The sequence below is a fragment of the Nocardiopsis sp. M1B1 genome, assembly GCF_052466615.1.
On record NZ_CP196194.1, the window covers coordinates 2,658,467 to 2,682,516 of the forward strand.

The following is a 24,050-nucleotide window of genomic DNA, read 5'->3' on the forward strand; positions in this document are numbered from 1 at the left end:
CGAAGGCCGTCTCGGCCGTGCCGGAATCCGGCACGGCCGGTGGTCGGGGCGGCGCTCAGCCGCCGCTGTTGTACTGGCCCGTCGGGGAAGGCTTCCGGCGCAGCCCGGGGACGGTGTCGGCGGCCTGTTCCCCGATTTCCCCGATCCGCCCGACACCGCCGACGGCGCGGGGGCCGTGCTCCGTTGCCCACGAGGCCCGGGCGAGTCCGAGGACCCGCTCGAAGACGTCCTCGTGCGTGTGCGGGGCCAGGACCCGCAGGACCGGCACGACCGTCTCCTCCCGGAGCTGGGGTCCGACCACGACCGTCCGCACACCGTTGAGGTAGAGGTTGACGATCTCCACGAGTTCGGTGCCGAACGCGGACGCCTCGGGCACGAGGGCCAGGTCCTCCGCCGCCTGCCTGAGCACCACCAGTTCGAGGCGTCCGAGGGCCCGCTGCGCGAGCAGGCGCCGGTAGGTGTGCAGGCGCTCCCCGGGGCGTTCGGCGGCGGGCTCCAGCCGTAGCCGCATGACCTCGTGGGCCTCCGTCCACGCCGCCTCGGAGTGGACGTCCGAGTACCAGGTGCCCAGGTCCTCCGACACGTGGTTCAGGTAGGGCAGAAGCCCGAACATGAAGCGCGCGGCCGTGCCGTTGACGCGCATCGCCATGGACCGGAGCAGACGGGAGGCGACCGTGTCGTAGGACACGGAGATGTCGTAGGGGTCGGTCACGGAGGGCACGGCGTCGTTGTTCTTGCGCAGTTCGAACCCCATGCACTCCCCGACGTTGACCGGTGTGCCGTCCTCCCTGCCGACGACCGTCACGGGGCCGTCGGCCTCCCAGCCGTCCAGGTGGCGGACGCGGAGCACGGACACGATGCTGAACCACTCGGCGCCGGGCAGGGTGCGCCACATCGTGGTGGTGCCCTGGAGGGTCTGGTCGGGCTCGTGCGCCTCCGGGAAGAGCTCGCGCGCGTCCACCGGCTCCTCGCGCACCAGGCACAGCAGGATCATGAGGTTGCTGGTGTAGTTGGCCTCGCGCTGGGTCAGCGGCAGCCGCGTGGGCTCGTAGGCACCGTAGGAGCGGTTGGGGGCGGGGAAGGGCGCCTCCTGGAACAGCTCCACGAGCAGCCGCGCGTAGTCCTCGCGGGCCTCCGGTTCCTCGGTGAACCGCCGCTCCAGGAGTTCGGCGAGGAAGTCCACGACCTTCTCCCTGCCCGCGTAGCTGGCGAAGGAGGACAGGGCGTACAGCTCGCCGTCGTCGGGACGCGTGCTCCGCACCCGGCGCCGCGAGGAGCGCGCGCGTGAGGCGTCCAGCTCGTCCAGGGCGACGATCACCGCCCTGGCCACCAGGTACTCGCCGAAGGTGGCGTGCAGGAACTCGAACACGCTCGCGGTGCCCTCGCCGCGCCTGGCCCGGGACTCGTGGACGAAGAAGAACCTGCCCAGCACCTGGTGGGCGGGGTCGATCCGTCCGTGCAGGTCGGTCTCGGTCGCGCGCACCGCGGCGTCGGGCATGAGGACCGCGAGGTCCCGGTCCAGCTCGTCGGCGCCCACACTCTGCTTGCGCCGGGTGAACATCGCCAGCGCGGCGATCTCCAGGCGGCGCAGCTCCTCCTCGACCGCGTCGTCGAAGTCGTTCCTGCCCAGGCCGGAGTGGTGCTTGTCCACCTCGCGCCTGGCGAACATCGTCAGCAGCCGTTCGTACAGCTCCCCGTGGGACAGGGCGTGCGAGGCGCGCCGCAGACCGTTGTCCCCGGCGTCGTAGATGAGCAGCATGAGCAGCAGCAGGGGCTGCTCGGCCAGCTCGCGGTAGGGCAGGAGGGAGTCGACGGTCAGCGGTTCGAGGCCCCGGGAGGCCAGGGTCCGCGCGTTCGCTTCGTTCCACACCCGGACCATCTGCCCGATCTGGGCCTCGGTGAAGGGTTCCAGCCGGACCACGGTGGTGCCCTCGGGGAAGCGCGCCCGGTCCGCCACGACCGTGCGGCTGGTGACGATGACCGCCACGGGTTGACCCAGGGCCTCCTGCTTGTGCTGGAACTCCTGCACCCGCTCCAGGTAGTCGGAGCGGTCCACACCGGTCGCCTGGAGGAGCTCGTCGAAGCCGTCCAGGATGATGACGGGCAGCGCGCCGTCCGCCGACTCGGCGAGTTCACGCCAGGACACGCGGGTGTGGAGCGTCGCGGCGAGGCCTTCCTCGATCTGCGCGTGGATGGGCGCGTTCGGCTGGACCGAGCGCAGCTCCACCCGGATGGTGAGGAAGTCGGCGGCGGGCAGATTGGCCGCGAGCATCTCGGTGAACTTGGACTTGCCCGCGCCCGGGTGGCCCAGGACGACCGTGGGCGCCTCGGCGGAGCTCGAATGGATCAGGTGCAGGGCGAAGAAGCGCCGGAGGTCGTCCACGAGCACGGCCTCCTGCCACGCCTCCTCCGTGGAGGGGGAGCCGTGTGCGCCGGCCCTCAGCACACGGCCGCACGGCGCAACGTAGGCGTCCTCCAGCGCGGGCAGGACCAGCCCCGACGACGCCTCCTCCGAGCGCAGCACGGGCTGGCGCAGCACCGCCCGGTAGGAGGCGGCGAGTTCCCGCCTGCGCTGGTCCACCGGTCGGCCGGAGCCCGCCAGCTCCAGCAGTCTGCCCAGCTCCCCGAACCCGTGGGCGAGGGTCTGGCGGGTGCGGTCGTGCTCGTACAGGTGCACCCACATGCCGAACTCGGGGACCTCGGCGGCGAGCTGGCGCAGGTACTCGGTGAGCCGCCGGGCGGCGTCCTCGGGGACCTCGTCGACCAGCCGCGTCATGAGGGGGTGATCGTGGTCCACACCGTGTTCGACGGCCTCGGGGTGGCTCACCAGGATGTCGCTGAAGCTGCCCGTGAGGAGGTGGAAGACCTGGAGGATCTCGTAGGGGGCCACGGCCTCGGTGTGCACCTCGGTGGGGGAGGGGAGCGCCCCCAGGTCCTGGAGCGCCGAGTCGAAGTACGTGAACGGTTCGGCCTCGGTGAGCCTGAGCGCGTCCAGGGAGAAGGGCGCCTCGGCCCTGGCCATGCACTCCTCCACGGCCTCGAAGAACGAGATGACGACCAGTACCTTGTGCGCCGCCTCGATCTTCTCCGTCCGGGACAGGCGGCTCTCACCGCTGATCTTGTCCCGGATGCCCTCGATGGCCTGGCGGCCCTTGCTCACCAGGAACCCGCGCAGCCCGAAGAGGTCGGGCACCCCCACCAGCCCCAGTCCGCCGTCCGTGAGCCTCTCGGCGAGGTTCATCACCTCCGAGTCGTTCTGGCCGAGGATCTTGAGCGCGTCCGCGTAGGTGAGCCGTTTCGCCATCGGGGGTGCCTCTTCCCGCTTCGAGGGAGGTTGTGGAAACACGGTCGGACCCGGCACCGGGAGCGGTGCCGAGTCCGCAGGTCAGCATGGGTGTCGGGGGTCGGGGAGGAGTGAGCGTGCTCCCGTGGTGGGATCCGCTAGGGCAGCTCCCAGTCCACCAGGTCGGAGTTCTGCTCCTTGAGCATCTCGTTGGCGCGGCTGAACGGCTTCGAGCCGAAGAACCCGTTCCGTGCCGAGAGCGGGCTCGGGTGCGCGGACTCCACGCACGGCACGCCCGGCATCAGCGGGCGCAGGTTGCGGGCGTCGCGCCCCCACAGGATCGCCACCATCGGCTTGTCGCGCTCGGCGAGCGCCCGGATGGCCTGCTCGGTGACGGCCTCCCAGCCCTTGCCCCGGTGCGAACCGGCCTTGCCCGGCTCCACCGACAGCACCCTGTTGAGCAGCAGCACGCCCTGCCGGGTCCACGGGGTCAGGTCGCCGTTGGAGGGCATGGGCACGCCCAGGTCGTCGACCATCTCCTTGTAGATGTTGCGCAGGCTCGCGGGCAGGCGCACGTCCGGGGCGACCGAGAAGCTCAGGCCCACAGCGTTGCCCGGGGTCGGGTAGGGGTCCTGGCCCACGATGAGCACGCGCACGTCCTCGAAGGGCTGCTTGAAGGCGCGCAGGACGTTCTCGCCGGCGGGGAGGTAGGTGCGGCCCTCCGAGACCTCCTGGCGCAGGAAGTCGCCCATCGCGGCGATCTGCGGCGCGACCGGCTCCAGGGCCTCGGCCCAACCGCTGTCCATGATTTCTTTCAGGTCCTTCGGCATGGCCAGAACACTAGCGGCAGCGGGCGACATCCACGTCCGCTTCGGGCCCGTCCCGCTCCCGGGAGCCGGGTTTCTCACCCGAGGACGCGGAGCCGCGAGCCCGTCTCGTCCATCCGACCGGCCGATCGCCGACACGGCGGCGCGGGTGGCGGAGCCGTCCGGAGCGCCGGCCTCACGCGTCGGGGACGAGCACGACCTTCCCGACGACGGTGCGGGACTCGGCGAGGGTCATCGCGCGGGAGGCCTCCGAGAGCGGGACGCGGGCGGCCACCCGCGGCGCCAGGACCCCGTCGGCGAGCAGCCGCAGCACCTCGGTCAGGTCCTCGCGCAGGCGGGCGCGGAAGGCGTCGGCGCGGCGGCCGCGTCCGGCCCAGAAGTTGTAGAAGTGGGCGCCGCGGCCGTTGGGCAGGGCGTTCCACACCAGGAGACGGCCGAAGAGCGCGAGCACGGGCAGCCGGGAGTCGCCCTCGACGTCCTTCGTCGACGCCGTGCCGTAGGAGACGAGCGTGCCGCCGCGCCGCAGCAGGCGCCACGAGCGGATCAGGCCGCCGCCGCCGACGTGGTCGAACACCGCGTCCACGCCCTCGGGTGCCAGGTCCCGGATCCTGTCGTACACGTGCGGGTCGCGGTAGTCGACGGGGGTCGCGCCGAGCGCGCGCACGGCCTCGTGGTGGCGCGGCGCGGCCGTGCCGATCACGGTGATCCCGGCGTGCCGGGCGAGCTGCACCAGGACCGTGCCGACGCCGCCGTTGGCGCCCAGCACGACGACGGTGCCGCCCCGTCGCACGCGGGCCGTGCGGTGCAGCATCTGCCAGGCGGTGATGCCGTTGACGAGCAGCGCCTCGACCTCCGCCGGGTCCGTCCCCTCCGGCACCGCCACGAGGTCGCGCGCGTCCAGCAGCAGGTGGCTGGCCCAGGCGCCGGTCTTGGTGACGGCGGCGAAGCGGCGCCCGACGAAGGAGGCGTCCACGCCCGGACCGGCGGCCTCGACGGTGCCGACGACGTCGTAGCCCGGCACGAACGGGAACGGGGGCTGGTCGAAGTACTTGCCCCGGCGCATCTGCTGCTCGGCGAACGAGACCCCGGTCGCCTCCATCCGCAGCAGGACGTGTCCGGGTCCGGGAGCGGGCAGGGCTCGGGTCCGCACCCGGAGGCCGGAGGGTTCGACCCTGCCGGGCAGCAGGACCTGGGTGGCGGTGGTGGCGGCGACGGCGTTCATGGGGCCTCCTGTCGGAGCAGTCTTGGTAACACTCGTAAACTTACACGCGTAAACTCAAGGGTGCAAGACGGGCCCGTCGACTTCCAGCCGTAAGGTGACACCTTGACTTCCTCTCCTGCCTGAAGGCGGGAGATTCCGGAACCACCTACCGGTGGTTCGAGGCCAACGCCTCGTCACGGGTCGCCCCGTGGCCTTCCTGTTTCACCGCCGGTCGCCCCGTCCGGGAGGACTCCCGTTGAGGTCTCACACCAGCTCCGCAGGCAACAACCGCCAGCCCGGCGGCTTCGAGATTGAGCGCCGCGTTCACATCACGGTCATGGGCCACCCCACAACCGGGACACGTCCATTCCCGTGCAGGCAGCGGCAACGACATGTGCACGTACCCGCACCCGGGGGTCGAGCACAACTTGGAGGAGGGGAAGAACCGGTCCACCACGACCAGATCGCGTCCGTACCAGGCGCACTTGTACTCCAGCATGGTGCGCAGCTCACGCCAGGCCACATCGGAGATCGCCCGGGACAGCCTCCTGTTCTTGACCAGATTGCGCACCGTCAAATCCTCGATCACGACCGCTTGGTTCTCGCGGACGAGTCGAGAGGTGAGCTTGTGCAAAAAGTCCCGACGCCGGTCGGTGATACGGGCGCACACCCGCGCCACCCTGCGACGCGCCTTGTCCCGGTTGGCGCTGCCCCTGGCCTTACGGGCCAGCGCCCGCTGCGCCCGGGCCAACTTCTTCCGGTCGCGTCGCTCGTGGCGGGGATTGGCCACCTTCTCCCCCGTCGACAAGGTCACCACCGAGGTGATTCCGACATCGACGCCAACCGCGTCGCGAGTGGCCGGGACCTGCTCGATGGTGTCCTCGCACAGCAGCGAGACGAACCAGCGCCCGGCCGCGTCGCGCGAGACCGTGACCGTGGAGGGGCGTGCTCCTTCGGGCAGGGGGCGCGACCACACGATGTCCAGGGGTTCGCTCATTTTGGCCAGGGTCAGGTGGCCGTCGCGGTAGCGGAACGCGCTTGCGGTGTACTCCGCCGAGGCCCGGGAGGTCTTCTTGGACTTGAATCGCGGGTACTTCGCGCGGCGGTCGAAGAAGTTGCGAAAGGCGGTGTGCAGGTGGCGCAGCGTCTGCTGGAGCGGAACGGAAGAGACCTCGGCGAGGAAGGACAGCTCCTCGGTCCTCTTCCAGGCGGTGAGCATGGCCGAGGTGTGGGAGTAGCCCACCCGCTCCCGGCGCTGCTGCCAGGCGGCGGTGCGTTCGGCCAGGGCGCGGTTGTAGACCAGGCGCACGCACCCGAACGTGCGCGACAGCTCAGCCGCCTGCACATCGGTCGGGTAGAAGCGGTACCGAAACGCCCGCTTCACGTTCTTCCTGGTCATGGCACACACCGTAGCGACCACTCTGCGATCGCGTGAGCCAAATCCAACAGAAAGTCACAGAAAGGAGAGGGCGTGTTCTTCCCGCCCTGAAGGACGGGGTGTCCACGCCCAACAAACAGATGAAGGACACGAAGGAGGCCTCCGCGCCGCGCACCCGTAACCGCCGGGGCCAGGGCGGCCGCCTGCGCGAGGAGATCGTCGACGCCGCGGTGGAGATGCTCGACGAGACGGGGGACGAGCGCGCCATCACCCTGCGCTCCCTCGCGCGCCGCGTCGGGATCGCGGCGCCGTCGATCTACCCGCACTTCGCGGACCAGCCCGCCATCATGCTGGCCGTGGTCCGCCGGGCCTTCGACGAGCTGGAGGCGGCGCTGAACGCGGCGGTGGCGCAGGCGGGCGACGACCCCCGCGCGCGCCTGTACGCCACGTGCCACGCCTACCTCGGCTTCGCCCGCTCACGCCCCGAGCGCTACCGCACCATGTTCGGCGGCCTGTGGATGCCCACGCTCGGAGACTCCTCGGTGACCGAGCAGGACCTCGTCAGCCTCGGGGACGCGAGCCTGCGCGTGCTCGGTGAGGCGCTCGCCGCCTGCGTCGAGGCCGGGGTCTCCACCAGCACCGACCCCGGCGCCGACGCGGTCGGGCTGTGGCTGGGCCTGCACGGGCTCGCCCACCAGCGCGCCGTGACCCGGGTGTTCCCCGGACCGGAGGACATCGGCGAGCGGATGATCCCGGCGCTGGCCCGCCTCCGCGAGGACTGAAGACCCCCGCGTACCGGTCCCGGGAACTCGGGACAGGAGCGCGGGGGCGTGCGTCCGCTCTGGTGCGCGTCCGCTCCGGCGGGGACGGGAGCGGACGGGGGGAGGGCGTCGGGGGAGACGGATCGGTGCGGGGGCGGCCGGGCGGCGCGGTCTACTCGGCGCGCCATCCCCCCTGGCGGGTGGACAGGTTCAGCGCGGTGGTCACCAGCGGCACGTGGCTGAACGCCTGGGGGAAGTTGCCGACCTGGCGGTTCTCGCGCGGGTCCCACTCCTCGGCCAGCAGGCCCACGTCGTTGCGCAGGGACAGCAGCCGCTCGAACAGCTCGCGGGCCTCGTCCTGGCGGCCGATCGACAGCAGCGCGTTGGCCATCCAGAAGCTGCACGCCAGGAACGCGCCCTCGTTGCCGGGCAGCTGGTCGGCGGAGTCGTCCAGGTCGGTGCGGTAGCGCAGCACGAACCCGTCCACCATCAGGTCCTTGCGCACCGCCTCGATCGTGCCGACCACGCGCGGGTCGTCGTAGGGCAGGAAGCCCACCTCGGGGATCAGCAGCAGCGCCGCGTCCAGCTCCTTGCTGCCGTAGTACTGGGTGAACGTGTTGCGCTGGGGGTCGTAGCCGTACTCGCACACCTCGGCGTGGATCGTGTCGCGCAGGGCCTTCCAGCGTTCGATGGGCCCCTCCTTGCCGAACTCCTCGATGCTGCGCACCGCGCGGTCGGCCGCCACCCAGGCCATCACCTTGGAGTGCACGAAGTGCTGGCGCGGCCCGCGCACCTCCCACAGGCCCTCGTCCGGCTCGTCCCAGCACCACTCCAGGTAGTTGACCAGCGAGCGCTGGAGGCCCCACAGGTAGTCGCCGCCGCGGATGTTGTGGCGGCGGGCCAGGTGCAGCACGTCCATGACCTCGCCGTAGACGTCGAGCTGGTACTGGCCCACGGCGGCGTTGCCGATCCGGACCGGGCGGGAGGCCTCGTAGCCCGGCAGCCACTCGGCCTCCCACTCGGTGAGCCTGCGCTCGCCGCGGATGCCGTACATGATCTGCATGAGCTGGGGTTCGCCCGCGATCGCCCGCACCAGCCACTCGCGCCAGGCCAGCGCCTCGTCCTTGTAGCCGGAGCGGATCATCGCCTCCAGCGTGATGGTGGCGTCGCGCAGCCAGCAGTAGCGGTAGTCCCAGTTGCGCACCCCGCCGATCTCCTCGGGCAGGGAGGTGGTGGGGGCGGCGACGATCCCGCCGGTGGGGCGGTAGGTCAGGGCCTTGAGCACGATGAGGGAGCGGATCACCGCCTCGCGGTAGGGGCCCTCGTAGGTGCACTGGTTGACCCACTTCTCCCAGAAGCGCTCGGTGCGCGAGAGCGCCTTCTCCGCGTCCAGGTGGTCGGACTCCTCCACCTGGGAGGGGTGCCAGGTCATCACGAAGGGCACCCGCTGGCCCGCGGTGACGGTGAAGGTGGCGTCGTGGGTGAAGTTGTGGCCCTGGAGGGGGATGGGGGTGCTGAGCCAGATGGCGTCGGGTCCGGCGATGGCCACCAGTTCGGCCCCGGTCCGGTGCACCCACGGCACGACGTGGCCGTAGTCGAAGCGGATGCGCATGGTCGTCTCCATGCGCACGGAGCCGCTCAGCCCCTCGACGATGCGCACGATGTGCGGGGCGCCGCCGCGCGGCGGCATGAAGTCGATGACCCGGACCGATCCGGAGGGGGTGTCCCACTCCGACTCCAGGATGAGCGTGTCGCCCCGGTAGCGGCGGCGGGTGGCGCGCGGATCGCCCTCGGCGGGGCGCAGGGTCCAGCAGCCGTTCTGCTCGTCGCCCAGCAGCGCGGCGAAACAGGCCGAGGAGTCGAAGTCGGGAAGGCACGCCCAGTCGATGGACCCGTCGCGCCCGACCAGCGCGGCGGTCTGCATGTCGCCGATCATTGCGTAGTCCTCGATCCAGCCGGGCACGCGGCTCACCCCCATCAGGTCGTCATGGTCTCTGCGGTCGGCGCCTCGTGGGGTGCGCGGTGTCCTGCGACGGCCGCCCGCGCGCGCACCCGTGTGCGCGTCCCGCCGGGGTCCCGTCTCCTGCCCGTCATGGGGGGCGGCACCGCCGCCAGGCGCCGTTCGGGCCACGTTCCGCCTCCGCACCAGCCGCCGCTCGCCTTCCACCCGGTAATGTGCCCAGGTGAAGGCAGCCGAAAAGGCCGGTGCCCAGGAACCGTCCCGAACACGGTCCTTTCCGTTCACCGCGGTCCCCATCTTCCCTTCTCCTCCGGAGGGGCGCCACCCGCAGTTGCACGTGCACCGGCAGGTGCAGCGAAGTATGTGGCGGAATGGGGGAGTTTGTTGGACCAGAAGTTATGACGCGGTGATCAAGATCCGGTGACGGGAAGGCCAAGGTCAGCCGGAATGGGCATACTCGGCGCGTCCACAACCCCTCCGGGCCGCCGGAGCCGCGCGCCCGGCGGTACCGTGCGGTACCGCCGCCCCTCCACACGGGTCCGCTCTCGGGCGGCTCACTCCCGGGCGGCTCACTCCGGGTGGACGGCTCCCGGCGCACTCCCGTGTTCCGCTCTTGGGGACCGGCGGGGACCTGGCCGCCCGGCGACCGGATCGGGCACGCGCATCAGGGGCAGGAAGACCTGGGCCAGCGGCCCGATCGCCACCGCGAACACCAGCGTGCCCACCCCCACGGTTCCGCCCAGGAGGAAGCCGGTGACCACGACGGTCACCTCGATCACGGTCCTGGCCAGGCGCACCGACCACCCCCGGGCCGCCAGGCCGGTCATCAGCCCGTCCCGGGGGCCCGGGCCCAGCTGGGCGCCGATGTAGCAGCCGGTCGCGACCGCGCACACCACCACCCCGAGCCCCAGCAGCAGCACCCGCACCAGCAGCGAATCCGCATCGGGCAGCAGCCACAGGAACAGGTCCACCGTCATGCCCACGACGACCACGTTGCTCAGCGTGCCCAGGCCCGGCTTCTGGCGCAGCGGAATCCACAGCAGCATCAGCATCGCGCCCACCAGCACGCTCCACGTGCCGATGGACAAACCCGTCTGGCGGGACAGCCCCTGGTGCAGCACGTCCCAGGGCATCGCGCCCAGCCCCGCGTGCACCAGCAGCGCGCCGCTCAGTCCGTAGAGGACCAGGCCCGCGTACAGCTGCGCCAGGCGGCGCCGCCGGGGCCGGGGCAGGGCGGGGGTGACCAGCACCCGGCCCAGCAGGGCGGCGGCCGCGTCACGGGCGGGACGGGGCTGTGCGGTCACGGAGACACCTGTCTTTCCTGGGATCATCGGACGAGAACCCGCGCGGAGGCACGGGCACGCGGTCCCGGCGGGGCGCGGCCGGTGGCGGCGGCCCGGGGCGGGAGCGTACGCGGCACCCGGCCGGACCGTCCGCCGTCCCCCGTGGCTCCCGCGCCGGGCGCGGGTCCAGTAAGGGGGCCACCTGGGTATCGTGGCGGATGTGGCGCCTGGAATGAAGAGCCAATCCAGGTAACTGGCCCTTTCAACGCGGCGGCAGGGGACGGCATGGCGAGACAGAGCGCTCACCGCGCGGCGGAGCGTTCCGGGGGCGGCACCCGGCGGATCAACGGGCGTCTGCTGGCGCGCCTCATCGGTGAGGCGCCCGTGGAGCGCCCCTTCTACCTGGCCATCGCCCGCGCCGTCAGCGGACTGGTCCTGGACGGCCGCGTGCCCACCAACACCCGCCTCCCGGCCGAACGCGACCTCGCCGCCGCCCTCGGGGTCAGCCGCAACACCGTCACCGCCGCCTACGCCTGGCTGCGCGACAACCGCTTCCTGGAGAGCAGACAGGGCGCGGGCAGCTGGACCGTCCTACCCGACTCCGCGACCAGCGAGCCCTCGCCCTTCGTCCCCACCGCCGAGCACATCGACCTGGGGGTGGCCGCGCCCCCGGCGGTGGAGGGGCTGCGCGCCGCCGCGTTCCGGGCCGCCGAACAGCTCGCCGCGCACGTGGGAGGGCTCGGCTACTACCCCTACGGGCTGCCCGAGCTGCGGCACGCCATCGCCCGGCGCTACGTCGAGCGCGGGCTGCCCACCACCCCGGAGCAGATCTTCGTCACCAACGGCGCCCAGCAGGGCGTGGCGCTGGCCGTGGACATGCTCGTGCAGTCCGGCGACGAGGTCCTGGTGGAGTCGCCCACCTACCCGCACGCGCTGGACGCCATCCGGCGGGCCGGGGCGCGGGTGCGCACGGTCGGGGTGACCCCGCAGGGCTGGGACATGGAGTACCTGGTCGACGCGTTCCGCCAGTGGAAACCCCGGCTGGCCTACCTGATCCCCGACTTCCACAACCCCACCGGCGCCCTGATGGACGACGAGGAGCGCCGGGTCCTGGTGCGCGAGGCGCGCCGGGCGGGAACCCATCTGATCGTCGACGAGACCGTCGCCGAACTGGCCATCGACTCCGGCGACCTGCCCGCGCCGGTGGCCGCCCACGACACCGACGGCCGGGTGCTGACGGTGGGGTCGGTGGCCAAGCTGCTGTGGGGCGGCCTGCGGGTGGGGTGGGTGCGCACCACGCCGCCGATGGTGGCCCGGCTCATGGCCACCCGGCAGCGCTTCGACCTGGCCGGGGCGGTGCTGGACCAGCTCACCGCCACCCACCTGCTCGCCGACGTGCTGCGCATCCGGGCCGAGCGCAGCCGCCAGCTGCGCCGCAACCGCGACGCGCTGCTGCACGCGCTGCGCGAGCGCCTCCCCGACTGGCGGCCCAGCGTGCCCGGGGGCGGGATGGTGCTGTGGGCGACCCTGCCCCACCCCGTGGCCAGCGCGCTGGCCACGGCCGCGATCCGGCACGGGGTGCACCCGGCAGCCGGGCCGGTGTTCGGCGCCGACGGAACCCTGGAGCGCTACCTGCGCCTGGCCTACACCCAGCCGCCGGACGTGCTCGTGGACGCCGTGGAGCGCCTGGCCGCCGCCTACACCGAGACCCTGGTCCACCCGGCGCAGCCCCGGGGGCAGCTGTACGTGTGAGGGCACACCGAGGGGAGGGGAAGGTACGAGGTCCCCTTGCCAACAGCTCACCACGCCCGGCCGCCCCGGCACCACCCTCGATCCGCGCCTGTGGACAAGTCGGTGCCGGGTTACCGTCCGCTCCGGCACGCCCCTCAGGCGTCGCCCGCGGGCACGGCGAAGCGCTGGGCGAAGCGGACCACCTCGCCCAGCACCTCGTCCCGGTTGGTCTCGTTGAACACCTCGTGCCGGGCGCCGGGGAAGACCCGCGCGGTGAAGTCCTCGCCCATGATCGCCATCACGCCCACCCGGGTGCCCTCCAGCGGTACCAGCCGGTCGTCGGAGCCGTGCACCCACAGCAGCGGCAGCGGCCCCACGCTCCCGGCGGCCAGGCCCCGCTCGATCTCGGTGAGCATGGCGTTCACCGTGGCGCGCTTGAAGGGTCCGTGCCAGACCAGTTCATCGGCCACGTACGCCTCGCCCACGGCCGGGTCCCGCGAGAGCGTGGACGGGTCGATGGGGGCGTCGGGGATCTCCTCGGCGGCGGCGATCCGCTCCAGGGCCTCCCACCGGCCCAGCACCGGCCCGGACAGCACCAGCGCGCTCAGCCGCTCGGGGTGGGTCTGGGCGTAGCGGGAGGCGATGAGCCCGCCCATGGAGTGGCCGATGAGCACGAGCGGCAGCGTCCGGTAGGCGGTGCGCGCCTGGGTGATGAGCCGGTGCACGTCCTCGACCACGCCCGCGTAGTCCTCGATCAGGACCCGCTCACCGGAGGAGCCCCCGTGTCCGCGGTGGTCGGCGCCGTAGACCACCGCGCCCGCCCGGACCAGGTCCTCGGCCACCGCGTGGTACCTGCCCAGGTGTTCGCCGTAGCCGTGCACCAGCACCGCGAGCCAGGTCGGCTCGCCCTCGGCCGGGGCCCACGCCCGCGCCGCCAGCTTCCCCGAACCGTCCGGTCCGCCCGCCAGGGCCCACTCGCGTGTGGTGATCACCGTGTCCCGCCTCCTCGCCCGAGCCTTCGTCTGCGACGATCGAAGCCGTGTACGACCGTCGGATGGTCACCCTACGGCGGGCCGGGGCCGGTGCGCAGCAGGGCGGAGCGGGTCCGCGCGGCCCGTGGCCCCGGGGGAGTGTGGGATCAGCCGATACGCCGACCGGTTTCTCGTGTCAGCCCACGAAAAACGGCATATGGCACGATCGGGACTGCCCGCCGCTTAAAGGGATCTTCTACGCTTATCTATGGGTACCCCTCGGGCCGGGTACACCTCCGTACACGGACCGCCCGACAACCCGGACTGGAGAGGGTGACGCCCGTGCTGGCCGACTCCTACGGACGAGTGGCGACCGACCTGCGGGTCTCGCTCACCGACCGCTGCAACCTCAGGTGCACCTACTGCATGCCACCGGAGGGGTTGGAGTGGTTGCCCAAGCCGGAACTACTCACCGACGACGAACTCCTGCGCCTCATCCGCATCGGTGTCACCCGCCTCGGTATCACCGAGGTGCGCTTCACCGGCGGAGAACCCCTGCTCCGCCGAGGCCTGCCCGGCCTCGTCGCCGGGACCACCGCGCTGGAGCCCCGCCCCCAGACCGCCCTGACCACCAACGGCATCGGGCTGGCCCGGATGGCCCCCGCCCTCGCCGAGGCCGGGCTCGACCGGGTCAACGTCTCCCTTGACACCCTGCGCCCCGACGTGTTCGAGACCCTCGCCCGCCGCCGCAGGCTCGACGACGTCCTCGACGGCCTGGCGGGCGCCGCCCGGGCCGGGCTCACCCCCGTCAAGGTCAACGCCGTGCTCATGCGCGGCGTCAACGACGACGACGCCCCCGACCTGCTGCGTTTCTGCGTCGAACACGGCTACGAGCTGCGGTTCATCGAGCAGATGCCGCTGGACGCCCAGCACGGCTGGCGGCGCGACACCATGATCACCGCCGAGGAGATCCTCGCCACCCTCGAAACCGAGTTCACCCTCGACCCGGCCGACGCCGACACGCGCGGCAGCGCCCCGGCCGAGCTCTTCCACGTGCGCGGAGCCCGCTTCCCCAACGGGGAGCAGGCCACCGTCGGCGTCATCGGATCGGTCACCCGGCCCTTCTGCGGCGCCTGCGACCGCGTCCGCCTCACCGCCGACGGACAGGTGCGCAACTGCCTGTTCGCCCGCGAGGAGTCCGACCTGCGCTCCCTGTTGCGGGGCGGCGCCACCGACGACGAGATCGCCCGGAGCTGGACCGCCGCGGTGTCCGCCAAACTGCCCGGACACGGCATCAACGACCCCAGCTTCCTCCAGCCCTCCCGGCCGATGTCGGCGATCGGCGGCTGAGCCCCGGCCGGGGCAGGTCACCGGTGCGCCCTGATCCCGCGCCCGCCCCGGCCGAAAACCCGTTGCCTCCTCCGGCCGGCTCTGGCTTGATGTTCCGGGGGCGCGACCGCGTACGCGCCCCGTACGAACGAATCCACAGGCCGTGCCGGGAAAGGGAGGTGGCCTGAACATGTCCTACACCGAGGTTTCCGGGGAACGCGTCCCCATCCGCATGTGGGCCGCACCCGACGGGGTCGAGGCCGCGGCCATGGAGCAGCTGCGCAACGTCACCCGCATGCCGTGGGTGCACGGACTGGCCGTCATGCCCGACGTGCACTACGGCAAGGGCGCCACCGTCGGGTCGGTCATCGCCATGCGCGACGCGGTCAGCCCCGCCGCCGTCGGCGTGGACATCGGCTGCGGTATGACCGCCGTGCGCACCGACCTGACCGCCGAGCGCCTGCCCGACGACCTCCGGCGGCTGCGCTCCGCCCTGGAGGCCGTGATCCCGGTCGGTTACCACGCCCACGACGAACCGGTCGACCCCGCCGCCGTCCCCACCCTGCGCGAGGCCGACTGGTCCGGCTTCTGGGCGGGGTTCGACGCCCTGGCCGACGCCGTGCACCCCCGCCGCGAGCGCGCCCTGCGCCAGATGGGCACCCTCGGCGGCGGCAACCACTTCCTGGAGGTGTGCCTGGACGACGGCGGCGCCGTGTGGCTGGTGCTGCACTCCGGGTCGCGCAACATCGGCAAGGAACTGGCCTCCCACCACATCGAGCGGGCCCAGGCGCTGCCGCACAACCAGGACCTGCCCGACCGCGACCTGGCGGTGTTCGTCACCGGCACGCCCGAGATGGACGCCTACCGCCGGGACCTGTTCTGGGCCCAGGAGTACGCGCGGCGCAACCGCGACGTCATGATGGGCCTGGCCTGCCGCACCCTGGCCGAGCAGGTCCCGGGCACCCGCTTCGAGCAGTGGATCTCCTGCCACCACAACTACGTGGCCGAGGAGACCTACGACGGGGTGGACGTGCTCGTCACCCGCAAGGGCGCCATCCGCGCCGGTGCGGGCGACCTCGGGATCATCCCGGGTTCCATGGCGACGGGCACCTACATCGTCCGCGGACTGGGCAACCCGGCCTCGTTCAACTCCGCCTCGCACGGCGCCGGGCGGCGGATGAGCCGCAACAAGGCCCGCAAGACCTTCACCGAGGCCGACCTGGTCGAGCAGACCAGGGGAGTGGAGTGCCGCAAGGACCGGGGCGTCGTGGACGAGATCCCCGCCGCCTACAAGGACCTGGAGTCGGTGATCGAGGCCCAGACCGACCTGGTCGAGGTGGTCGCCCACCTGCGCCAGGTGGTGTGCGTCAAGGGCTGAGGCGGTGCGCGGGACCGGCCCCCGGGGTGCCCGCTCCCGGAGCGCTCCGTCCGCACGGACGGAACCCCGGGAGCGGCGTACCCTTCCCTGCATGGGACACCGACACCCGAGCAAACTCAAGAACTCCGAGGTGAGCCACGCCCGCGCCCGCTGGCTGCTGCGGGCGGAACTGGACGGCTGCGACGAGTGCCGCCGGGAGGGGGACCGCGAGGCCCTGGCCGACCTCGCCACCGGCGGCGTGTTCGACTCGCTCCTCACCGGGTTCGTGCTGTCCCGCACCCAGCACTGGTACTCCCCGAGCAGGCCGGTCACGTACCCGGCCACGGTGTACCGCATCGCCCCCGTCGACGAGCGCGACTTCTGGCGCCAGCCCACCCAGCACTGCATGCGGGTGTGCACGGTGCGCGGCTCGGAGGGCACCAGCGTGGACACCGTCCCCGCGCTCAAGGAGCTGCGGCTGATGTCGATGGACCACCGCCGGACCGTCCTGGACGACGTGATGGACGGGCTCGCCGAGACGGAGGGGTGAGCGCGCCGCCGGCGCCGTGGTCCATGCTGGGACCATGAACGAGACCCTGGACGCCGTCGTCCTCGCCGGGGGCGCGGCCCGCCGCATGGGCGGCGCCGACAAGCCCGGCCTGTCCGTGGCCGGACGCACCCTGCTGGAGCGGGTCACCGACGCCGTCCGCGCCCACAACGCCGAAGCGGGGGACGGCGGACGGGTGATCGTGGTCGGCCCGCCCCGCGAGAGCCCGCGCGCGCTCTACGTCCGTGAGGACCCGCCCGGCTCCGGCCCCGTCCCCGCGCTGCGCGCCGGTCTGCCGCACGTGCGCACCCCCCGGTTCGCGCTGCTGGCCGCCGACCTGCCCCACCTGGACCCCGGACACCTGGCCGCCCTGAGCGCCGCCGCCGACCAGGACGCCGACGGCGCGGGCGCGGTGTTCGTGGACTCGACCGGACGCGAGCAGTGGCTCACCGGCGTGTGGCGCACCGAGGCCGTGCGCGCCGCCCTCGCCGACCACCGGGGGCGCTCCCTGTACGGGCTGCTCGGCCCCCTCGCCCCCCGCGCGGTGGCCCTGGCCGACGACCTGGCCGTGGCCGACTGCGACACCCCCGACGACCTCGACCGCGCCCGCCGGATCCTGGAGCCGCCGACCGGCTGAGGGCCGCACCGGGGTTGCGCGGGCGCGTCGCGGTGGTCCATGATGTGCGCCATGACGATCAGGAAGGGCGGATTCCGCCCGGGCCGTTGAGCCCCACCGCGCCGACGTACGGGTCGGCCACCTCACTCCTCCGCTCCGTGGAGGACCGCGCCGTCTCCCGGCGCATGCGCGCTCTGGCGCTCCACGCCCGCGACCACGCGGGCACACCCCACCTCACCGGAATCCTCCGGCAGCTCGAAACCTCCGGTCACGGGCGCCTCGCCGTGCACATGGCCGCGGCCGCGCGCGACACCGACACCCTGGCCCTGCATCTGGCCGGACCCGACCCCGAACTGCGCCGGGCCGCCCTGCGTGCCCTTCGCGAGCCCTCCCTGCCCGACGAGGCCGTGCCGCCCGTTCTGGACGACGCGCCCACCGGTCTGCGCCGGGCCCTCTACCGGACCCTGTACCACACACGGCGCACCAGCCTCGCCGACTCCCTCCTGTCCCGGGTGCGCGCGGAGTACGGCGACGCCGAAGCCGCCGCCCTCCTGCCCGCGTGCTCACCCGGCCGGGTCGCCGAACACCTGCCCGGCCTCCGCCACGCCGTGCGCTCCTGGCGTCGGCTGGCCCGGCGCCACCCCGACGCACTCCTGGACCTGCTCCGAAGGACGCACGCCCGGGGCGGGTGGACCTTCGAGCGCTTCCGCGACCTGAGGCGCGTCCTCCAGGCGCTCGACCCCGTCCGACCGGCCGAACTCGGATCCCTGCTCGGCGAACTCGGCGAGGAGCGCCGCGACCTCGCGCTCCTCGCACCCCACACCCACCGACTGCTGTACCGCGACGGCGACGAACGCCGCTACTCCACCCGCTATCCCGCCGGACCCGGCGGTACCCGCGACACCCGTCGCCTGCTCAGGCACGCCAGGCACACCCCCGCGCAGGTCCTGCCCGTCCTGCGGGCCATGCCCCGGCCCGTGCGCACCGCCCACCTGGACCGGATCGCCCGGCGCGGGGACGGCCGCGGGGCGCTGCTCCTGCTGCCCTACCTGGACCTGCTGCCCCGCGACCGCGCCGAGGCCGAGGCCCGCCGCGCGCTGGCGGAGATCACCGCCTTCCAGAGCCGCAGCGCCCGCTACGGCGACCCCGACCAGGACCTGGACGCGATCGCCCACCTCCCCTACGGGGAGGCGGTCGGACCGCTGGAGGATGCCGCCTCGGCCGGAGACCCCGTCCGCCGTGCACGCGGCCTGGCCCGGCTGGTGGAGGCCACCGCCCGCACCGGCGACCCGCACCTGCTGGCCCGCGTGCTCACCGAGCGGGCCGAGCGCTCCCGGGCCGAACGCGACCCGGTCCGCCGCTCCCTGTTGTGCTCCCTCTCCCGGGTCGCCCCCGCGCTGCTCGCTCGGGCGTCCCTGCCCGCCCTGCACCGCGTGCTCGCCGACACCCTGGGCTCACGCGACACCTCGGCCGACACCCGCCGCGCCCTGCGCGACCTGGCCGCCGCCCTGCTGCGCCACCCCCTGACCAGGCGGGAAGCGGAGGCGACGGACTGGGCGCTGGAGGCCTACACCGGCCTGGTCGCGCGCTTCGGCGCGCGGGGGCTGGGCGAACCGGGCCGTCCGCGCTCGCTCCCCCCGTGGTGGAGCGCGCCGCGCCACCGGGCCGACCTGGACCCCGCCCTGGACCAGGTGCTGCCCCGGGGGCTGGAGCGGGAGCTGTACCGGCGGCTCGCCCCGGCGCTCGACGACGCCCGCGCCCGGGACGACTTCGGCCCCGCCGTCGCCCTGGCCCGCGAACTCGGCCGCCGCGTGCACGGCGTTCCGGAACTGCGCGAGCACCTGGCGGCCGCCCTCGGCCACGACGCGTCCGCTACGGGTTCCACAGACACCACGGGCCCTTCCGGTATCAGGGGTGCCGCGCCTCCCAGCGGGACCGGGGACACCACGGTCCCTTCCGGTATCAGGGGCACCGCGGCTCCTACCGGAACCGAGGACACCACGGGCCCTTCTGGTATCAGGGAAGCTGTGGTTCCCGGCGGGGCAGGGGGCACTACCGGCCCTTCCGGTATCAGGGGCACCGCGGCTCCCACCGGGACCTGGGGCACCACCGGCCCCTCCGGTCTCCGGTTCACCGGCGCCCCCACCACCGCGGAGGCCGAGGCCACCGCGCGCGAGGCGGCGCGGCTGTACCTGACCGGCCCCGGCGCCCGCGCCGACGCGCGGGCGCTGTTCGGTGCCGACCCGTCCGCGGCCCGCGTTCCCCGGGTGTGGAGCCTCCTCGTGCGCCACGCAGAGCCGTCCGCGCTCCGCGCCGCGTTCGACGCGGCCGGGGAGCGCCGCGCCGCCGACGCGGGTGCCTGGGTGCCCGACCTCGACCGGCGGATCGTGCGGGACTGGCCGGAGGCACTGCGGGCCCGGGCCGCCGACCACCTGGCGGGGATCGCCGACGACCCCTCCCAGGCCATCGACGACCGCGAACGCGCCCTGCGCGCCCTGGCCGCGCTGCCCGGCGCGGCCGACCGACTGGCCCCCTACCTCGACGGTCCCGACACCGTCCTGCGCGAGGCCGCCCTGGGCGCCCTCGGCCGCTGCGACGAGCCCGAACGCGCCCTGGACCTGGTCCTGGCGCACGCCGACGGCCCCCGGTCCCGGACCGCCGGACCGGCGATGTCGCGCTGCGCGATGGGCGTCGCCCCCTCCCGCCTCGGTCCGGCGCTGTGCCGGGTCCTGGACGGTCCGGCCAAGGTCACCGTCCGCAGGACGGCCGCCCGGCTGCTGGAGCACCACCGCCCGCCCGGCGGGATCGAGCACCTCGCCCGCGTCCTGGACACCGGCGACGGACTGCACCGGGACGTGCGCGCGGCCGTGGCGGGCGCGCTCGTGCGCGCCCTGGACCACCCCGCCGCGCTGCCCGCCCTGACCCGTCACGCGCCCGGGTTCACGCCGGTGGAGATCCAGTTCGCCGTGTTGCGGGTCTCTCCGCTCGCCTGTCCGCCGTCGCGGAGGAAGGGGGCCGCCAGGGTGGTGGCCTCGCTGCCGGAGCCCTCCCGCGACCACTGGCGGTTCCCCGGCTGGACCGGCCGCTGGGCGCCCTGGACCGACCACGACCTCGACGCGCTGGCCGAGGCCGTGTGCGACATGGAGAGGGACGGCGAGCGGGCGATCCGCGCCTTCGAACAGCTGATCGCGGACGGGCGGGGGACCGGCCGGATCAGCGGGATGCTGGCCCGGCTCCTGTCGGCCCTTCCCGGGCCCGGGCACGGGGTGCCCGCACGCGGGCCCCTGCGCACGTCGGAGGACTCCGCCCACCGGAGGGTGCGCAGGCTGGTCGGGCTCCTCCAGAGCCGGATGTCGTGGGACGGGGACCGCGACCCCGTGCTCCGGGAGCAGGTGGACGCGGTGCTCGGCATGCTCGGAACCCGTAAGGAGTTCGCCCCCGAGGCGCTCCTCCTCGTCCAGCGCAGGATCGCGAACGAGTGCGAGGCACCGGACGGCGCTCCCCGGGCGCGGCGGCTCGTGGACCTGCTCCTGGCCGGTGCCCACCTGCTGGCCCGGGGGACCGTCGGCCGGTGGGAGCTGGACGGGCTCCTCATGCCGGTCCAGTCCTCCTACGGCGAGTCGGATATCGAACCGCGGACGCGGGAGGAGGTGGTGCGCCGCCTGTTCGCCGCGGCCTCGGTGACCCAGGGCGCGGCGGGGGAGACGGCGGCCCTCGTGGGGCTGCGCCTGGTGGAGAGGGCGGGCGGGGAGACCGGCTGGGCCGGGCCCTGGCCGGAACTGCTCTCCCGCGCGGGCGACCTCGGCCACGAGAGGGTGCGCGACGCGGCCTGGCGGATGGTGGTGTAGCGCGGTCCTTCCGGGCAGGGCGGGCGCGGTCTCCGGCCGTCCCGCCCGGAGGGCGACCCGCCGCGGAGGCTTCCGCCGGGCCCGGTCCCCGGAGGGCCGGACGACGGGTCCCGGCGGCCGGTCAGCCCTCGAACTCGTCCATGGGGACGGTCTCGCGCAGGAACCCCCGCATGTCCAGGAAGGAGGACAGGTACTCGCGGTGCTCGTCGCAGGCCGTCCACACCTTGCGCCGGTCGGGGGTGTGCAGCTTGGGGTTGTTCCACACCAGCGCCCACGTCGCCTCGGCGCGGCACCCGCGCCGCGAGCACTGCGCCTCCACCGGTTTGCCCAATGCTGACCCCCAAGCCGGGAAACTGCCTCCATGGTCAAGCCAGGGGCACGTTCGGGTCTTCGCCTCCGGCCGCCCGCGCGGGCGGCCCGGGGCCGGACACAAGGCGACGCCGGGTGGTTACGGGGGCAAACCACCCGGCGTCGCAGGCGGTGCTCCAACGGGGGCTCGGAACACCGCTCCCGCGCTCCGACGGGGGACCGAAGCGCTAGACCCAATGTACACCGATGCCCCCCGGTGTACGTCAAGAGTCAGTTACGACGTTGTCTCGGGAGAGTCCCGCCGATAAGAGGCCTTAAGTCCCATATCAGTACTCACCTGGCTTTTCGCTCATAACTCCTGGCTCGTGGGGCGCGACCACGGGTCAAGCCGGTCCCAACGGCGTCCCCCGAGAGCCCCCGCCGACGGCAAAGCGCCCGGCCCCCGCACGTCGGCGCGAGGCGGGTGCGCCGGGAGGGCTCCGTGTGGCTCCAGGGGATTAAGGGGAGGCAGAAAGCGGGGGGTCGCGCTCCGCGCGGCCGAGAACCGACCACGCAGGGGGTCCCGCATGTCCCACAACACCTACCGCGTCACGGAGATCGTCGGCACTTCGCCGCAGGGAATCGACCAGGCCATCCGCAACGGCATCGACCGCGCCTCGGCCACGCTGCGCGCACTCGACTGGTTCGAGGTCACCGAGATACGCGGCCACATCGAGGAGGGCGACGTCGCCCACTTCCAGGTCGGCCTCAAGGTGGGCTTCCGCCTGGAGGAGTGAGGACGGGCGGCCGCGGTCACGGCCCGTGTCCGCCGTGACCGCGGCCGCCTCACCCCCGTGCCGACAGCGGTTTTCCCCGCCGCCCTCCCCCGAGACCGCGCCGGGTCCGGGGCCGCCTCACCCGCCCTCGGGGGCCTCCCGCCCGCGCTGCACGTCCACGTGCACGTGGTCCAGGTGGCGCAGGATCTCGTTGTCGGGGTCGGCCTCGTAGTCGCGCCACCCCAGCGACGGGAAGCTCGTGCTCCAGATCCGGTCGTCGAAGATGATCACGTCGATCTCGTAGTCGGGCGCGTGCGCGATCAGCCAGTGCGCCATCACCCAGCCCGCGCGGCGGTTGTCCTCGTTGACCGGCCGGTAGAAGACGTCGATCGCGCGGCCGTCGTAGTGCGCCGAGTCGTCGCCGTGGCCGGTGTCGAAGCCGCCCGGCTCGTAACCGCCCAGGCTCAGACCGGAGAAGTGCTCCTCCATGCCCTCCAGCAGGCGCTGGGCGCGCGGCCTCAGGCCCGAGGGCTCAAGCCCCTCCTCCACCGCGAGGTCCGGGTTCTTGGTGGAACGGCAGGTCAGCGAGGGCCCGGCGTCCTCCTCCGGTCCCTCCTCCAGCAGCGTCATCGCCGTCTCGGGGATGTCGCTGGTGTCGGGCGCCCCGATCGGGGCGCTGTCGCCCTGCACGGCGACGGCGGCCGCGGTGGTCGCCCGCCGGGCCTGGTCCCGGTCCAGGCGGACGTCCACCTCGCCCGTCCACACCGAGCACTCCGGCCCCCAGGGCGTCGAGGCGGGGAACAGGTCGGTGTTGCGCGCCACCCAGCGTGCGCTCACGACGGCGACGACGGCCAGCACCAACAGAACGGCCACGGCCATGAGCGCGCCGGTCCACCGGCGCTCGGGCCGCGAGCTGCTGTGTGTCATGCCCCGCTCCTCCGTGTTCGTGCCGGGCGGTGCCGTCACCGCCGACGCGTTTTCAGAGAGACAACTCCCGGGAGGACCCCCGGGTTTCCGGCACCGCGGACATTTTTCCCCCTGCCGGGGCGGCTCTACCGTCCCCGGAGGCCGTCGTCGCGGGTCACCGGATCGACCACAGGACGAACAATCCGCCCAGGACCAGGGTCAGCGCCCAGATCCGGTCCATGGTCACACCGCGCCAGCGCAGCGCGTGCACCCCCAGGAAGTCGTGCGCGAGCAGCGCCGCGACCCCCGCCGCGCCCAGCATCGCCAGCGTGTGCACGCCGGTCGCGGCCAGGCCGACCAGCGTCGCGTCCCAGAGGGTCCAGGCCCCCTCGGCCACCGCCCCGCCCGCCGCCTCCGCGCCGGCGCCTCCGGCCGCCTCCGCCGCCGGGCCCTCCCCGCCGCCGACCGGGGCCGCGCCCTCCTCCACGTCCTCCGCCGCGGCCCCCTCCGCCCCGGCGCCGTGTCCTCCGTGCCCGCCGGAGTGCGTGTGCGCGAGCTGCCCCGCCAGCACCGGCAGCACCATCAGCCCGGCACCGTGCGCCGACGACATCAGGAACGACCACGCCGACAGCTGCCACAGCGGCAGCCGCACCTCGCGCCACTGGAAGTGCCGGTGCGACAGCAGCATCACCAGCCCCACCAGAACGATCAGCGTGCCGCCCGCCACCGGGAAGAGCACCGAAGCGGTGACCGAGCCGGTCGCGGTGACGGCCACGGCCGCCACCGCCACGCTCGCGGCGTGCCCGGCGGCGATGGCGGGCAGCGACCGCAGCACTTCCGCGCGACCGCCCTCCTGGAGGCCGCGGCCCACGGCCAGCAGCCAGCCCATGCCCGGGTGCAGGCCGTGGAAGGCGCCCAACGCGACGAGGGTCCAGATCTGCGCGGGGGTCACCGCGTCAGGGTCACACGGCGGTGAGCGGCCCGCAAC

18 protein-coding genes are annotated in these 24,050 nt (G+C 73.5%); 8 read left to right on the top strand and 10 right to left on the bottom strand.

The features are described from left to right. Window positions 1-55: 55 nt before the first annotated feature. The 4 genes from ACSTA4_RS11370 to ACSTA4_RS11385 all read right to left on the bottom strand — a co-directional run bounded on the left by ACSTA4_RS11370 (window position 56) and on the right by ACSTA4_RS11385 (window position 6,710). On the bottom strand, window positions 56-3,304 hold the full coding sequence (locus tag ACSTA4_RS11370) for an NACHT domain-containing protein (protein WP_444963499.1): 3,249 nt from the start codon (window positions 3,302-3,304) through the stop codon (window positions 56-58). A gap of 137 nt (window positions 3,305-3,441) precedes the next feature. Continuing rightward, window positions 3,442-4,113, bottom strand: coding sequence for a uracil-DNA glycosylase (locus tag ACSTA4_RS11375; RefSeq protein WP_444963500.1), 672 nt, complete (start codon window positions 4,111-4,113; stop codon window positions 3,442-3,444). Between the two features lie 172 nt (window positions 4,114-4,285). Further along, complete coding sequence (locus ACSTA4_RS11380; protein ID WP_444963501.1) at window positions 4,286-5,332, bottom strand: medium chain dehydrogenase/reductase family protein; 1,047 nt, start codon at window positions 5,330-5,332, stop codon at window positions 4,286-4,288. A 145-nt stretch (window positions 5,333-5,477) separates the two neighbouring features. Next, on the bottom strand, window positions 5,478-6,710 hold the full coding sequence (locus ACSTA4_RS11385) for an RNA-guided endonuclease InsQ/TnpB family protein (protein WP_444963502.1): 1,233 nt from the start codon (window positions 6,708-6,710) through the stop codon (window positions 5,478-5,480). 119 nt (window positions 6,711-6,829) lie between these two features. On the opposite strand from ACSTA4_RS11385, the gene ACSTA4_RS11390 reads away from it, so the two are divergent. After that, complete coding sequence (locus tag ACSTA4_RS11390) at window positions 6,830-7,471, top strand: TetR/AcrR family transcriptional regulator (protein WP_444963503.1); 642 nt, start codon at window positions 6,830-6,832, stop codon at window positions 7,469-7,471. Window positions 7,472-7,622: 151 nt separating this feature from the next. On the opposite strand, the gene ACSTA4_RS11395 is transcribed toward ACSTA4_RS11390, so the two are convergent. Both ACSTA4_RS11395 and yczE read right to left on the bottom strand, forming a co-directional pair. Then, a complete protein-coding gene (locus tag ACSTA4_RS11395; protein WP_416025319.1) occupies window positions 7,623-9,428 on the bottom strand; it encodes a glycoside hydrolase family 15 protein in 1,806 nt (601 codons plus the stop codon). Window positions 9,429-9,979: 551 nt separating this feature from the next. Then, a complete protein-coding gene (yczE, locus tag ACSTA4_RS11400) occupies window positions 9,980-10,714 on the bottom strand; it encodes a membrane protein YczE (RefSeq protein WP_444963504.1) in 735 nt (244 codons plus the stop codon). A 264-nt stretch (window positions 10,715-10,978) separates the two neighbouring features. Here yczE and yczR point away from each other — a divergent pair, with 264 nt between their 5' ends. After that, window positions 10,979-12,445, top strand: coding sequence for a MocR-like transcription factor YczR (yczR, locus tag ACSTA4_RS11405; protein WP_248769890.1), 1,467 nt, complete (start codon window positions 10,979-10,981; stop codon window positions 12,443-12,445). Window positions 12,446-12,579: 134 nt separating this feature from the next. Here the strand turns inward: yczR and ACSTA4_RS11410 are convergent, their stop codons facing one another. Next, the gene (locus tag ACSTA4_RS11410) at window positions 12,580-13,416 is read right to left on the bottom strand and encodes an alpha/beta hydrolase (protein ID WP_248769891.1); all 837 of its coding nucleotides are present in this window, start codon (window positions 13,414-13,416) and stop codon (window positions 12,580-12,582) included. A 321-nt stretch (window positions 13,417-13,737) separates the two neighbouring features. On the opposite strand from ACSTA4_RS11410, the gene moaA reads away from it, so the two are divergent. The 5 genes from moaA to ACSTA4_RS11435 all read left to right on the top strand — a co-directional run bounded on the left by moaA (window position 13,738) and on the right by ACSTA4_RS11435 (window position 21,092). Then, the gene (moaA, locus tag ACSTA4_RS11415; RefSeq protein WP_248774547.1) at window positions 13,738-14,745 is read left to right on the top strand and encodes a GTP 3',8-cyclase MoaA; all 1,008 of its coding nucleotides are present in this window, start codon (window positions 13,738-13,740) and stop codon (window positions 14,743-14,745) included. Window positions 14,746-14,914: 169 nt separating this feature from the next. Further along, complete coding sequence (locus ACSTA4_RS11420; RefSeq protein ID WP_444963505.1) at window positions 14,915-16,102, top strand: RtcB family protein; 1,188 nt, start codon at window positions 14,915-14,917, stop codon at window positions 16,100-16,102. Window positions 16,103-16,193: 91 nt separating this feature from the next. Continuing rightward, a complete protein-coding gene (locus ACSTA4_RS11425; RefSeq protein WP_248769893.1) occupies window positions 16,194-16,631 on the top strand; it encodes a hypothetical protein in 438 nt (145 codons plus the stop codon). A gap of 34 nt (window positions 16,632-16,665) precedes the next feature. Next, window positions 16,666-17,265: a molybdenum cofactor guanylyltransferase gene (gene mobA, locus ACSTA4_RS11430; protein ID WP_444963506.1), complete on the top strand. Its 600-nt coding sequence runs from the start codon at window positions 16,666-16,668 to the stop codon at window positions 17,263-17,265. An 86-nt stretch (window positions 17,266-17,351) separates the two neighbouring features. Next, entirely contained in the window at window positions 17,352-21,092 is a 3,741-nt protein-coding gene (locus tag ACSTA4_RS11435; protein ID WP_444963507.1) for a hypothetical protein, read from the top strand. Window positions 21,093-21,213: 121 nt separating this feature from the next. Here ACSTA4_RS11435 and ACSTA4_RS11440 read toward each other — a convergent pair whose 3' ends face one another. After that, a complete protein-coding gene (locus ACSTA4_RS11440; protein WP_248769896.1) occupies window positions 21,214-21,423 on the bottom strand; it encodes a hypothetical protein in 210 nt (69 codons plus the stop codon). Window positions 21,424-21,967: 544 nt separating this feature from the next. On the opposite strand from ACSTA4_RS11440, the gene ACSTA4_RS11445 reads away from it, so the two are divergent. After that, on the top strand, window positions 21,968-22,177 hold the full coding sequence (locus ACSTA4_RS11445; RefSeq protein ID WP_444963508.1) for a dodecin: 210 nt from the start codon (window positions 21,968-21,970) through the stop codon (window positions 22,175-22,177). Between the two features lie 117 nt (window positions 22,178-22,294). On the opposite strand, the gene ACSTA4_RS11450 is transcribed toward ACSTA4_RS11445, so the two are convergent. Beyond that, on the bottom strand, window positions 22,295-23,083 hold the full coding sequence (locus ACSTA4_RS11450) for a hypothetical protein (RefSeq protein WP_444963509.1): 789 nt from the start codon (window positions 23,081-23,083) through the stop codon (window positions 22,295-22,297). Between the two features lie 154 nt (window positions 23,084-23,237). Further along, window positions 23,238-24,014 carry a cell wall anchor protein gene (locus ACSTA4_RS11455; RefSeq protein WP_444963510.1) on the bottom strand — a complete coding sequence of 259 codons (777 nt, stop codon included), beginning with the start codon at window positions 24,012-24,014 and terminating at the stop codon, window positions 23,238-23,240. Between the last annotated feature and the right edge of the window lie 36 nt (window positions 24,015-24,050).